We start from the raw sequence: 13656 nt of genomic DNA on the forward strand, positions 1-13656 counted from the left end.
GGTAAGACTCCTTATTGCACGCGGCGGATGCGCGGCTGTTCCAGCGCCTGCCCGGCCGGTTTCAGGTCCTGCTCGCGGCGCACCAGGTAGGCCGTCAGCGAATCGATATCGCGCACGCCCGTCTCGGCGCGGTTGCTGCCCTTGGCGAACATGGGGAAGGCGTCGCCGCCTTCGGCGATGAAGTTGTTCGCGGCCACGCGGTAGCTGGCGTTGTCGTCCAGCGGCACGCCGTTCAGGGTGGCCTCGATGACCCGCTGGCCGGCCGGGCGGCGCAGGTCGTAGGCATAGGAAAAGCCTTCGGAGACCTGCAGCAGCCCGCGCGTCTCGACCTTGTCGCCGATCCACTGCTGCTCCAGCAGCACGCGCAGCTGGGCGCCCGTCAGGTTCATCACCGTCAGCGTGTTCCCGAACGGCAGGACGGCCAGCGCCTGCCCTTTCGACACGACATTGCCGCTGCCGGTCTCCAGGTTGGCGCGGATGCCGCCCGTGTTCATGAACGCCACCTGGGCGCCGAAGGGGCGGGCCGCGAACAGGGTGGCGTCGGCCACCAGGTTACCCAACGCCGATTCGTCGCTGCCCTTGCGCTCGCGCGTGACGGCGGGGGTGGCGATGCGCGCGACAGGCTTGGCCAGCTCCGCGTTGCCCTTGGCCCGCACCTTGGCGAGATAGGTCACGGCGCGCGGGTCGGCCGGATATGCGCCCTGCTCCATGACGACGTTGCGCGCGCTGACATCGACCAGCGCATTGGTCTTGCGGTCCACCACCAGCTTGATGCGCGACAGCATATGCCCGCCCATCTGCGCCTGCGTCACCAGCGTGTCGCCCACCTTGCACAGGTAGCCCTTGTGCGAGTGGCCGCTGATGACGAGCCGGATGGCCGGGTCGAGCCTGTGCACGACGGGCACCAGGTCGCCTTCCAGGTCGTTGCAATACTGCTTGTCGAATTCCGATGCCGTGCGACCGCCCTGGTGCAGCAGCACGACGAATACGCCGACGCCCTGCGCGCGCAGTTCCGGCAGCAGACGATTGACGGATTCTGCTTCGTCGGCGAACTGCAGGCCGGCGATGCCGGCGCTGGCCACCACTTCGGCCGTGTCCCGCAGCACCGCGCCGATAAACGCTATCTTCACGCCCTTCGCTTCCAGGATGCGGTAAGGCGGCAGCAGCGGCCTGCGGCTGTTGGCATCGATGACGTTGGCGGCCACGTAGTGGAACTTCGCGCCATCGTAGCGGCTATCGAACTTGCACGCCTTGTCCGGCCGGGGCGAGGCGCAGCCACCCTTCTGCTGGCGCAGCAGCTCGATCCTACCCTGGTCGAATTCATGGTTGCCCACCGACGTGACGGTCAGGCCCAGCAGGTCGAGCGCGCCGATGGTGGGTTCGTCGGCCCACATGGCCGACAGGGCCGGGCTGGCGCCGATCATGTCGCCGGCGCCCACCAGCAGCAGCTCGCGGTCGTCGCGGCGCCAGGCCTGCAATGCGGCGGCCAGCGTATCGATGCCGCCGGCGTGCACGGTCTTCTGGCTTGTGTCGCCCACGCCCGCGTAGGTGAACTTGTCCGCTTCCAGGTGGCCGTGCAGGTCGTTCAGGGCCACCAGGTTGATTTCGGCGAGAGGGCCGGAAGGCGTCGTGGCACAGCCACCGAGCATGCCCAGTGCGGCGGAGAGAGCGGTGGCCAGCGCGAGGGTACGGGGAGAAAAAGTCATGGCATCGAAGGGGAAACTTGAACCGGTTATTGTACAGCCGCGGCGGCGCGCGCCGGCCGGCAAATCGCGCGATGAAACCTTACGTTACAGAGCCCGCGGGCGAAAAAAAACCGGCGCTTGCGCGCCGGTTCCTTGAGTCGAAACTAAGTCAGCAGGGCCTTAGAATTCGTACTTGACGGTGGCCTGCAGGGCCCACTGCGATTCGCCCTTGACCTGGCGCACTTCGAAGTCTTCCACCTTGTCGCGCAGCTGGTACACGTACTTGCCATCGCGGATACCGGCGAAGTCGACGAAGGAACGTGCCTGCGCGCCGTTGGACTGGAAGCCCACTTCGTTGATACGGCCCCATTTCTTGTTCAAGAGGTTACCCACGTTGAACAGGTCCAGCGTGAAGATGCCCTTGTGACCTTGCCAGAAGCCCGGCACTTCCTGCGAAACGCGCATGTCGAAGGTGTTGGTCCATGGCGAGAAGCTGGTGTTGCGGTCGACCACTTTGCCTGCCGAATTGCGCAGGGCGCGGTTGCCGTTGACGATGTCCCAGAACTTCTGCTCGTTGGCACGGTTGGCGGCGGTATCGCCCTTGAACACGACTTCACCCGAACCGAAGGCTTTCGGGATGTACATCAGGTCGTTGCCGGCCAGGTCGTCGCCGTTCATGTCGTTGTTGAACGTCCAGCTGTATGGCTTGCCCGAACGGCCTTCGTAGAACAGGCCGAAGGTGGTGTTGTACGCACCGAAGAAGCGCTTGCGGAAGTTGACGAAGGCGTTGATGCGGTCCTTCACCAGGTAGCTGGAATTGGCTTCCACTTCCTCGTTCGGGTTGAACACGGAACGGCCGGACCAGTTCGAGTTCGACGTCGACGACGTCAGCGGCGACACTTCCTTCGATTCCGTGTACGTGTACGAGATCGACCAGCCCAGGCCCGAAATCATCGGACGGCTCAGCGACAGGGTGGCCAGGTTGCTGCCGCCCTGCTTGGTGCCGGTGGCAACCAGCACGTTGGCGAAGCTGGCGTTCGAGTTGTTGCGGGCACGTGCCGAGCAGTTGCCGCTGGTGATACGCGTACCGGTGGCGCTCCAGCAGTTTTCCGCATAGGCGGCGTTGCCGTAGTACTGCTGGCGGCCGTCGCTGCCGATACGGGTCGGGTCGCCCAGGTTGACGTTGCGGTAGAAGATGGCGTCACGCACGTCCGTCTTCAGGTATTCCGCGCTGACGACCAGGTTTTCCCAAGGCAGTTCGTGATCGACGGCCAGGTTTGCCTTCCAGACGGACGGCTGACGCAGGCCCGAAGCCAGGACGTCCACCGAAGCGGCTGGCGACGTGCCTGGCAGGCGCGGCTGGTTGTTGATGTCCGGGCTGAAGCGACCCGAGGCCGTCGTGCTGCATGGAGACAGGCCCGTTGCGCCGCAACCGATGACGGACGTGGCCACGCCGGCGTTCTGGAACGGGTTGCCCAGCCAGACGGCCATGGCCGAACCCTGGAACAGGCCGGCACCGCCGCGGATCTGCGTACGGCGCGCCGATTCCAGCGTGTAGTTGAAGCCGACGCGCGGCTGCCACAGTTTCTGGCCGTCGAAGGTGTTGGTGTTGTCCAGTCCGAAGCCACCCGTCAGGCGGCCATCGGCGCCGACCGACGAAGGCGCGGCCAGCAGCGCATTGCGCGAAGGACGCTGGCCGACGTCGATGCCGTCCACGCGCACGCCGCCTGTAACGGTCAGCTGTGGCGAAACGGTCCACGTATCCTGCAGGAACAGGCCCGTGTTCTTCGTCGTGAACTTGGCGACGGCGTCTTCCAGCGAGAAGCCGGCATTGGCCACGGTGTTCTGGTACACGGTCGGGCGGCCCAGGCGGAAGTTTTCCAGCACGGCCGCTTCGGTCTGCGCGGCGTTCGAGCCGCAGGTTTCCAGCGTATTGAGGGTACCGTCGGCGTTACGGCCCAGGAATTCGTAGCCGATCTTCGGAATGCAGGCGAAGGTATAGTTACCGTACAGGTTCTGGACGAAGGCGTTGTAGATCTCGTTCTTCTGGTAGTCCGCGCCGAATTTCACTTCATGCGCGCCCAGCTGCCAGTTGGCGCCGACGTAGTAGTCGTCCGTCTTGGTGCCCAGCACATTGCGCTGGCGGCTGTTTTCCGTACCGAAGTTCAGGAAGCGGTCGTTCGTCGACGTGCCCGATGGCGTGCCGGCGGGCAGCGCGCCCGTGAAGCGCAGGCCGACCAGCGGCATCTGCGAGTTCACCTTCGGCACGCTGTCGTAGTCGCGCACGGACAGCTTGACCTCGGTCGAGAAGGTCGGAGTCCAGTCGGACGTCAGCTGGGCCACCTTGGTTTCGATGACCTTGCCCTGGTTGTACCAGTAGCTGTTCAGCGACAGGCCCGTGGCCGACAGGCCGGGGAAGATCGGCTCGGACTGCTCGGTCTTGGACCAGCGGAACATGGCGCGGTGATCGTCCGTGATGTTCCAGTCGAATTTCACCAGCTTGTCCGTCACGTCCAGCATCGTGCCGACCGGGACGACGTCCGTGCCGGCGTCGAGGCCGTAGCGGTTCTGGGCGATCTGCTGTGCCTGGGCGATGGCGGCCGGGGTGATGCCGACGTTCGTCAACGAGCTGCCCACAGGGCCGAAGGACGGCGCCGTGCGGGTCGATTCCAGCTTCTCGTAGTTGGCGAAGATGAACAGCTTGTCCTTGATCAGGGGGCCGCCGACGGTGGCGCCCTTGGTGGTTTCCTTGAACTTGGCCGGTTCGTAGTATTCGCCGGTCGACGAATTGAAGCGGTCGCCCACGGTCGAATCGTTACGGAAGACGTAGTAGACGCTGCCCTTGACCTTGTTCGTGCCGGACTTGGTCACGGCGTTGATATTGCCGCCCGTGTAGCCCTTCTGCGTGACGTCGTAGTTGGCGACGTTGACCTGCACCGACTGGATCGCTTCGATCGAGATCGGCTGCTTCGACGTGGGCGAACCGGAAGCTTCCAGGCCGAAGGTATCGCTGACGGAGACGCCGTCGATGGTCAGGGTGTTGTAGCGGCTGTTCTGGCCGGCCACGGACAGTTCGCCACGTTCCTTGTCGGTCTGCGACACGCGCGGGTCGGTACGGGCGTAATCCTGCAGGTTGCGGTTGATCGAACCCTGGATCGCCAGTTCGGTGGCGCTGATGTTGGTGCCGGCGCCCATCGTGGTTTTCGAGAAGCGGTCGTTACGCACGGCGCTGCCCGCGACGACGACGGTCTGCATCGGCTGGCCCAGTTGCGCGTCGACGCTGGCCGTTTCGGCCAGGTTCACGAAGACGTTCTCGCGCTTTTCCGTCACGCCGTTTTTCTCGATCGTGATGGTGTACGGACCGCCCACGCGCAGGCCACGTGCGACGTAACGGCCTTGTGCGTCGGTGGTGACGTTGTTGACGGAGCCGGACTCGACGTGAACGATCGTGACCGTCGCGCCGGCGGCAGGATTGCCGTCCGCGCCCGAGATACGGCCACCGATGGCCGAGGTCGTGTTCTGCGCGAAGGTCGGTGCCGCCGCCAGCGCGATGGACAGGCTGAGCGCGATCTGCGTGAGCCGGAGCCGCTTGTGATTCATCATGTTCTACCCCAAAAAGGAACGTTTTATTGGTGTTTTCGACGCAAATCGTGACTTTTACGTCTCGACACCACTCTTTAGCTGTGTTGCAAACTGCTTGGCCGACCCGGGATTTTAGTGGCGATGCATGTCAAGGCCGTGACAGCTTTATGACAGTTTCGTGACAATCGCGGCGCACCTTCGGGACTAGAATGACATAGCCATCAACCAACTATGCATGAGCGTCAAGGGCGTGACAAATTCGATTTACCGAGCATATTTATATGCGCAAACAATAAATCGGATGACAAAACGCGCTGGAAGGGAGCCGGAACCGGGGGTCGGACCGACGGCGGCATTATAAATGAGGGTCTCCGCCGTGAAATTAATTCATTAAGAAATGACTAAAACGGTGGCGGAACTGCCACAAACTGTAGCGCCACGGCTACACAGTTGTCGATTCAAGTATTCTATAAAGCAAGAAATCCGGTTATGGGGATGGCCGGAAATGAGGCGGGAAGCCCGTAAAACGCGGCAGGGGGGCATATCCCGGCAGCATGTAGATGCTGCCGGGATATTTTTTTATGTCATTTTCTCGTGCCGGCGGCGACGATTTCCGCTTCAAAAATCTTGAAACGGCCGTCCAATTGCTTGATCAAGCGTTGTTTATCCGCGTCAGCCAGGAAGGCATGACGGATGCTGTCGTACGACAGCCGCTTCAGTTCCGCATAGTCCGTCTTGTAGCGTGTGGCAAACAGCACATACTCGTTCGACAGGTTATGGCGCGTGACACCCGCGTCGTCCGTGGAGATCACGAAGGGCACGCCATGCTTGCGGTACAGCTCGACAGGATGGTCGGCGCCCTTGACGCCCAGGATGAACTCGTTGCTGGTCAGGTTGATCTCGACGGGAATCCTGCGTTCGCGCATCGTGCGCAGGATGGCCAGCGCATTCTTCTCGTGGGCGATGTCGATGCCGTGGCCGATGCGGTTCGCGCCGGCCACGTTCACTGCTTCGCCGATATGGAAGGTCAGGCCTTCCGGCGGCACGATGCCCAGTTTCAGTTCACCCGCGTGCAGGGCCGTCTTCACGTCCGGATACTTCGCCTTCAGGAAGCGGAACATGCGCATGTGCAGGCTGTAGTCGCGCATCGACACGTTCAGGCTTTCCTGGCCGACGATATTGACGCCGACAATCTTCGGGTTGGCCTTGGCCAGCCTGGCGCTGGCCAGCATCTGCGAAAACACGACGGACGGCGACAGGAAGCGCAGCACATACGGCTGGTAGCGCATCGTGAAATGTTCGTCGTCGATGCCGGCGCTGCTGGCTTCCACATTGGCGACGTAGTCGGCAATGCCCTTGGCAAAAGCGGGATTGGCTTCCAGCCTGGCCGCCAGCGCGCCCAGCGCCGCGTCCAGCTGGGCCGGATCGAAGCCGGGGGAAGCCACCAGCTTGTCGAAATCCGCATCGGCCGTGATGGGCGCCAGCTCGAAGATGGTCTCGATATACGCCAGGTTCTCGGCGATGGCGCGCGCCTTCAGGGTGCGCAGGCCTTCGGCCGTATTGGTCGAGGCGACGGGGCCGAAGTAGCCGAAGGTGTCGAAGAAGGTCTGGTCCGGCGGGCGCTGGTCGGCGCCGTGGTTGTAGAAATCCAGGGTCGACCACTTCTGCAGCAGCTCGCGGTAGCTGTCGTTGTCCGCTACCAGGTCGCGCCCGGAAACGCAGGTGCGCAGCGGCGCCGGCTTGGCCGCTTCGGCCGCAATGGCCGCCTTGTCGGTGGTGATGCGGAAGTTGGTCTTGCTGACGCAGTAGCCCTGGCGGTCGACCCATTCCAGGTACTGCTCGGCGTAGATGGCACCCGAGTAGTGGTGGTGCAGGTCGCCGCCCTTGGGCATCATCGTCAGGAACATCGTCAGTTCTGCCGTCTTCGGCTGCGCCCCCGCCACCAGGGTGGCGAAGTGGCGCTTGACGATATCCTCGTTGGTGGCGCTGGCCGCGCCGCCGGCGCCCGCCAGCATTGCGGCTGCCGTGACGGCTGTGATGAATTTTCTCTGCATGACGATCCCGGTGGTAGTGGGAAGTTCAGCCCTGCCCTGCCCTTATTTCTGCCCTTATTTCTGCCCGCGTGCGTGCACCCGGCGTCCGCCCGAATACGTGGCCGCGATCGTGCGGTCGTCGCCCAGCAGCGCCAGCGCGAACAGCATTTCTTCCAGGCTGTCCGTATTGGCGGTGCGGCGGGCCAGCAGCGGCGTGGCCTGCGGATCGAGGACGATGAAGTCCGCTTCGCGACCGGCGGCGAAACTGCCGATCGTGTCCTCCAGGTGCAGGCTGCGCGCCGCGCCCAGGGTGGACAGGTAGAACATGCGCAAGGCCGGCAGGTAGCTGCCCTTCAAGCGCGCTACTTTATAGGCTTCATTCATCGTTTGCAACATCGAGAACGACGTGCCCGCGCCCACGTCCGTGGCCAGGGCCATCAGCATGCGCGCCTGGTCGGCCCGCTCGAAGTCGAACAGGCCGCTGCCCAGGAACAGGTTCGACGTGGGGCACACGGCCGCCGCCGATCCCGTTTCCGCCATGCGCGCGCGATCCTGCTCGTCGAGCCAGATGCAGTGGCCGAACACGGCGCGCGGGCGCATCATGCCGTAGCGGTCATACACGTCCAGGTAGCTGCGCGCGGCCGGATACAGTTCCTTCACCCAGCGGCATTCGTCTTCGTTCTCCGACACGTGCGTCTGCAGGTAGGTATCGGGGAAGGCGCGCGCCAGCTCGCCCGCCACGCCCATCTGCGCCTCGGTCGACGTCGGCGCGAAGCGGGGCGTGATCGCATACAGGGAGCGCTCGTGCTTGTGCCAGCGGCGGATCAGGTCTTCCGTCTCGCGCCCGCCCTGCTCGGCCGTGTCGCACAGGAAGTCGGGGCAGTTGCGGTCCATCAGCACCTTGCCGGCGATCATGCGCAGACCGCGCGCTTCGCTGGCGGTGAAGAAGGCGTCGACGGACTGCGGATGCACGGTGCAGTAGACCAGCGCCGTCGTCGTGCCGCAGCGCAGCAGCTCATCCAGGAAGAACTCGGCCACGGCCGCCGCGTGCGCCGGGTCCTGGAAGGCGCGCTCGGTCGGGAAGGTGTACTGCTCCAGCCATGGCAGCAGGCCCGGTGCCGGCGAAGCAATCATGTCCGTCTGCGGGTAGTGGATATGGGCGTCGATGAAGCCCGGCGTGATGATCTTGCCGCGGTAGTCGACAACTTCCGTACCGGCCGGCAGCGTGGGGGCCAGCTGGGCATAGTCGCCCGCCGCCACCACCTTGCCGGCGGCAACGATCAGAAGGCCATCGGCATGCCAGGCGTGGGCCTGTTCGGCGAAGGCCGGATCGGCGTGGAAGTGCAACAAGCCTGCCCGGTAGGCTTGCACATGTGATGCTGTCTGCATATCAGTTCTCTTGGGGTGCTGGGGCGGCGGCTTGCGCTTCCCACGTTATCAGTAATTGGGCGGCGACGGAGGCCGCGATGACGGCCGGCGCCTTGTCCGTGATGCCGGGCACGCCGATGGGGCAGACCATCGTGGCGATGCGCTCTTGCGCGATGCCCCGTGCGGCCATGCGGTGCTCGAACTGCATGCGTTTCGTCTTCGAGCCGATCAGGCCGAACCAGCCCACCTGCTCGCGCGCCAGGATGGCTTCGCACAGCTGCTGGTCGAGCGCGTGGCTGTGCGTCATGACGAGGTAGCTGGCGCCGGGCGGCGCCAGGTCCACCAGCGTTTCCGGCGTGTCCGTCGCTTCCACCGTCACGTTGTCCGGCACGGTGGCGGGGAACATGTCGTCGCGCTCGTCGATCCACATGACGGTGCACGGCAGTTCGGCCAGCGCCCGCACGATGGCCGCGCCCACGTGGCCCGCGCCAAACAACAGCACGTGGGACCGGGGTGCCAGGACCGGGTCGTACAGCCAGGTGCGGCCGGCCGCATCGGCGAACAGGGTGGCGTCGTCGTAGCGCACGGGTGGCTGCGGTACGTTGTCGCCGCCGGCAATGACGGCACCGGCGTCGTCGAACAGCGCGCAGCGTGGCGTGCCGTCGATGGCGGTAACGCGCCAGCTGTCCTCGCGCCGACGTTCGCGCAGGGCGGCCAGTACCTCTGCTACCTGCGCCTGCACCGGCTCGAAGGTCAGCCACACCACGCCGCCGCAGCACTGCCCCAGGCTGGGGCCGAGGGGGAAGCGTTCGTGCTGCGTGGCCGGCACCGCGCTGTCGAGCATGCCGCGCGCGATGTCGATGGCGCGCATTTCCAGGTGACCGCCGCCGATGGTGTCCTGCTGCCCATCGGCCGTCACGAGCATCTTGGTGCCGGCGGCGCGCGGGGCGGAACCCTGCACCTTCGACACCGTCACCAGCACGGCCGGCGCCGCCGCCGCGACCAGCCACTGGTTCATTTTGCCGCCCCAACAGTTGCTTCAAAATTGGGGACAGACCCCATTTTTGAAGAAATAGTTGCTGAAAAATTGGGGTCTGTCCCCATTTTCTTGGCAACTTCGGCGCGGACGGCGTCGACCGCGCGCAGGATTTCCTCGCTGGTGGCGGGGGCGTTCAGTGGCGGGTTGACGCGGTGTTCGCCCACGCTGGAGATGGCGTCGCGGATGGCGAAGAAGACGGAGAACGGCAGCAGCAGCGGCGGTTCACCCGTGGCCTTGGAGCGGTGGATGCTGTCCTCGACGTTGCGGTTGTCGAACAGGCGCACGCGGAAGTCTTCCGGGCAGTCGGAAATGCCGGGAATCTTGTACGTGGACGGCGCATGCGTCATCAGCTTGCCCGCGCCGTTCCACCACAGCTGCTCCGTGGTCAGCCAGCCCATGCCCTGGATGAAGGCGCCTTCGACCTGGCCGATGTCGATGGCCGGATTCAGCGAGTTGCCGGCGTCGTACAGCGCGTCGGCGCGCAGCAGCTTCCATTCGCCCGTCAGGGTGTCGACCACCACTTCCGACACGGCCGCGCCGTAGGCGTAGTACGAGAACGGGTGGCCCGTCATCGTCTTCGGGTCCCAGTGCAGGCCTGGCGTGGCGTAGAAGCCGTCGGACCACAGCTGCACGCGGGCGAGATAAGCCATGCGCACCAGTTCCGGGAAGGCGACGTCATTACCGTTGGCGTGCACGATGTCGTTGCGGAAGACGACGTCCGCGGCTTCGCCGCCATAGGCCTTGGCGGCAAAGGCGCTGAGGCGCTCGCGGATCTGGCGCGCCGCATCCTGGGCCGCCTTGCCGTTCAAGTCGGCGCCGGTGGAAGCGGCCGTGGCCGACGTATTGGCGACCTTGCTCGTATCGGTGGCACTGGCGCGCACATGGACCATGTTCAGGCCCAGTTCATGTGCCACTACCTGCAGCACCTTGGTGTTGATACCCTGCCCCATTTCCGTGCCGCCGTGGTTGACCAGCACGGAGCCGTCGACATACACGTGCACCAGCGCGCCGGCCTGGTTCAGGTGGGTGACGTTGAAGGCGATGCCGAACTTCACGGGCGTCAGCGCCAGGCCCTTCTTCAGCACGGGACTGGTGGCGTTGTAGGCTTCGATGGCGGCGCGGCGGGCGCGGTACTGGCTGCTCTGCTCCAGCTCCGCCGTCAGTTCGCCGATGACGTTGTCGACGACGATCTGCCGGTAAGGCGTTTCATTGCGTTCGGTCTTGCCGTAGAAATTCAGGCGGCGGATATCGAGCGCGTCGCGCCCCAGGTTGCGGGCGATTTCGTCGATCACGTATTCGATGGCGATGGCGCCCTGGGGCCCGCCAAAGCCACGAAACGCCGTGTTCGACTGCGTATTGGTCTTGCCGCAGGCGGCGCGGATATCGACGTCGGAAAGGTAGTAGGCGTTGTCGAAGTGGCACACGGCGCGCGTGGCGACGGGGCCGGACAGGTCGGCCGAATAGCCGGCGCGCAGGGTCATGTCCAGCTTTGCGCCGACGATGCGGCCGTCGTCGTCATAGGCCACTTCGTATTCGTAGAAGAAGCAGTGGCGCTTGCCCGTCACCATCATGTCGTCGTCGCGGTCGGCGCGCAGCTTGACGGGCCGGCCCGTGCGCACGGCGGCGATGGAAGCGGCGGCCGCCCACAGGGCCGACTGCGACTCCTTGCCACCGAAACCGCCGCCCATGCGCCGGCATTCGACGGTGACGTTATGCGAGTGCACGCCCAGCGCATGGGCCACCACGTGCATCATCTCGCTGGGGTGCTGCGTCGAGCACTGCACCAGCAGGCCCCGGTTTTCCTTCGGGATGGCGTAGGCGATCTGGCCTTCCAGGTAGAACTGCTCCTGGCCACCGACGAACAGCTCGCCCTTGACGACGTGCGGCGCCTTCTCGAACGCGGCCTGCACGTCGCCGCGCACCAGCTGCATCGGCGGCAGCACATACGAGGCGGCCGCCTTGGCCTGCTGCGGCGTCAGGATGGCCGGCAGTTCCTCATACGTGACGTTGGCCTTGCGCGCGGCGCGGCGGGCGTTCGTGTGCGTATCGGCCACGACGATGAAGATGGGCTGGCCCACGTACAGCACTTCGTCGACAGCCAGGATCGGATCGTCATGGATGATCGGACCGCAGTCGTTGGTGCCGGGGATGTCGGCGGCCGTGTAGACGGCCACCACGCCCGGGCAGGCCCGCACGGGCGCCAGGTCGATGGCGAGGATCTTCGCGTGCGCCTTCGAGGACAGGCCCAGCGCCGCATGCAAGGTGCCGTGCACTTCGCCGATATCGTCCGTATAGGTGGCCTGGCCCAGTACGTGCAGCTCGGCCGATTCATGCGGGCGTGCGACGCCGACGGCGGTCCAGGCGGGAGCGGTCAGGTCGCGGGGAATGGGATGGTTCATGGCGTTCTCCGGTCAGGCGGCGCAGGAAGGCGCGCGCACGGCAAAGGCATTGACGGCATCGTGCGCCAGCGGCGCATCCGGGCGCGTCTCGAGCCAGAAGCGGCGCAGCAGGTTCTGCGCGCTGCGCATCCGGTAATCGCTGGAAGCGCGCATGTCCGTCAGCGGCGCGTAGTCCTGCGCCAGGGCAGCCATCGCTTCGGTCAGCGCCGCTTCGTCCCAGCGGCGGCCCGCCAGCAGCGCTTCGGCCGTGCGGGCCCGTTTCGGCGTGCCGGCCATGCCGCCGAAGGCGATGCGGGCCGAGGCCACCGTGTCGCCGTCCAGGGTGAAGGCAAAGGCGGCGCAGACGGCCGAGATGTCCTGATCGAAGCGCTTGGCCAGCTTATAGGTGCGGAACACCACGTTCGGGCGGCGCAGCGGCACGCGCACGGCGCGCACGAATTCGCCCGGCTGCAGGTCCTTCTTCATATAGTCGAGATAGAAATCTTCCAGCGCCAGCACGCGCTCGCCGCCGGCACCGTACAGCACCACGTGGGCACCCAGCGCGATCAGCCACGGCATCGAGTCGCCGATAGGCGAGCCGTTGGCGACGTTGCCACCCAGGGTGCCGGCATTCCTGATCGGCAGCGACGCGAAGCGCTGGCGCATTTCGCCCAGTTCTTCCGGATAGTGGCGGCACAGGGCGCCGTAGGCCCCTTCCAGCGACACGCCGGCGCCGATTTCCAGCATGCCGTCGCGCTCGGCCACGTGCTTGAGCGCGTCCACGTGGCCCAGGTAGATGATTTCGTTCAGTTCGCGCATCTGCTTGGTGATCCACAGGCCCACGTCCGTGCTGCCAGCCAGCAGCGTGGCGGCGGGATTGGCCGCGCGCAGCTGCACCAGCTCGTCCAGCGTACGGGGTGCCAGGAAGGTCTGGCCATGCGCGGCGTAGACGGACAGGCGGTCGCGCTTCAGGCCGGCCAGCTGTTCGGTCAGGCGGGCCGTGTCGAACGTCACCTGCGGCAGCTCCGTCATGCGCGTGGCCGCGTCGATAATGGGGCGGTAGCCCGTGCAGCGGCACAGGTTGCCGGACAGGCAATCGTCGATCTGCTTGCGGCCAGGTTTCTGCCCGTCCAGCTGCAGGTACATGCCCCACAGCGACATGGCGAAGCCCGGCGTACAGAAGCCGCACTGGGAACCGTGGCATTCCACCAGCGCCTGTTGCACCGGGTGCAGCGCGCCATCCTGCTGCTGCAGGTCCTCGATGGTGAACAGGGCCTTGCCGTCCAGGGTCGGGGTCAGCTGGATGCAGGAATTGACGGCCTTGAGCTCCAGCTGGCCGTCGACGACGGTGCCCAGCACGACGGTGCAGGCACCGCAGTCGCCTTCGGCGCAGCCTTCCTTGGTGCCGGTGCAGTGCAGGTCTTCGCGCAGGTGCTGCAGCACGGTTTGCGTGGGAGCGGCGTCGCGCACTTCATGCACGGCACCACGGTAGTAAAAACGGATCGGTTCAGACATATTGGCCTCAGGGTTTGCCCATGATTGCAGCCTAACACCCGGGGCCCCTTCAGTCA

The 13656-nt window shown here is 65.3% G+C and carries 7 protein-coding genes; all 7 read right to left on the reverse strand.

Translation table 11 applies throughout. The features are described from left to right. Window positions 1–11 precede the first annotated feature (11 nt). Window positions 12–1706 (reverse strand): bifunctional metallophosphatase/5'-nucleotidase, encoded by a 1695-nt coding sequence (locus GM672_RS02000; protein ID WP_155468858.1) that lies wholly within the window; start codon window positions 1704–1706, stop codon window positions 12–14. A 159-nt stretch (window positions 1707–1865) separates the two neighbouring features. Then, complete coding sequence (locus tag GM672_RS02005; RefSeq protein ID WP_155468859.1) at window positions 1866–5288, reverse strand: TonB-dependent receptor; 3423 nt, start codon at window positions 5286–5288, stop codon at window positions 1866–1868. Window positions 5289–5851: 563 nt separating this feature from the next. Next, window positions 5852–7321: an adenosine deaminase family protein gene (locus GM672_RS02010; protein ID WP_155468860.1), complete on the reverse strand. Its 1470-nt coding sequence runs from the start codon at window positions 7319–7321 to the stop codon at window positions 5852–5854. Between the two features lie 54 nt (window positions 7322–7375). Beyond that, window positions 7376–8689 carry a guanine deaminase gene (gene guaD, locus GM672_RS02015; RefSeq protein ID WP_155468861.1) on the reverse strand — a complete coding sequence of 438 codons (1314 nt, stop codon included), beginning with the start codon at window positions 8687–8689 and terminating at the stop codon, window positions 7376–7378. 1 nt (window position 8690) lies between these two features. Beyond that, on the reverse strand, window positions 8691–9686 hold the full coding sequence (xdhC, locus tag GM672_RS02020; protein WP_155468862.1) for a xanthine dehydrogenase accessory protein XdhC: 996 nt from the start codon (window positions 9684–9686) through the stop codon (window positions 8691–8693). Further along, the gene (gene xdhB / locus GM672_RS02025) at window positions 9683–12106 is read right to left on the reverse strand and encodes a xanthine dehydrogenase molybdopterin binding subunit (protein WP_155468863.1); all 2424 of its coding nucleotides are present in this window, start codon (window positions 12104–12106) and stop codon (window positions 9683–9685) included. Before xdhB ends, xdhC begins: the two co-directional genes overlap by 4 nt. Before the next feature lie 12 nt (window positions 12107–12118). Then, window positions 12119–13600 (reverse strand): xanthine dehydrogenase small subunit, encoded by a 1482-nt coding sequence (gene xdhA / locus GM672_RS02030; protein WP_155468864.1) that lies wholly within the window; start codon window positions 13598–13600, stop codon window positions 12119–12121. Window positions 13601–13656: the final 56 nt, after the last annotated feature.

Source organism: Pseudoduganella buxea, from assembly GCF_009720835.1.
Taxonomy (GTDB): domain Bacteria; phylum Pseudomonadota; class Gammaproteobacteria; order Burkholderiales; family Burkholderiaceae_D; genus Rugamonas; species Rugamonas buxea.

Coding starts and splice junctions, on each gene's coding strand:
- GM672_RS02000 (WP_155468858.1), bottom strand. CDS start 1,706: ATGACTTTTTCTCCCCGTACCCTCGCGCTGGCCACCGCTCTCTCCGCC.
- GM672_RS02005 (WP_155468859.1), bottom strand. CDS start 5,288: ATGATGAATCACAAGCGGCTCCGGCTCACGCAGATCGCGCTCAGCCTG.
- GM672_RS02010 (WP_155468860.1), bottom strand. CDS start 7,321: ATGCAGAGAAAATTCATCACAGCCGTCACGGCAGCCGCAATGCTGGCG.
- guaD (WP_155468861.1), bottom strand. CDS start 8,689: ATGCAGACAGCATCACATGTGCAAGCCTACCGGGCAGGCTTGTTGCAC.
- xdhC (WP_155468862.1), bottom strand. CDS start 9,686: ATGAACCAGTGGCTGGTCGCGGCGGCGGCGCCGGCCGTGCTGGTGACG.
- xdhB (WP_155468863.1), bottom strand. CDS start 12,106: ATGAACCATCCCATTCCCCGCGACCTGACCGCTCCCGCCTGGACCGCC.
- xdhA (WP_155468864.1), bottom strand. CDS start 13,600: ATGTCTGAACCGATCCGTTTTTACTACCGTGGTGCCGTGCATGAAGTG.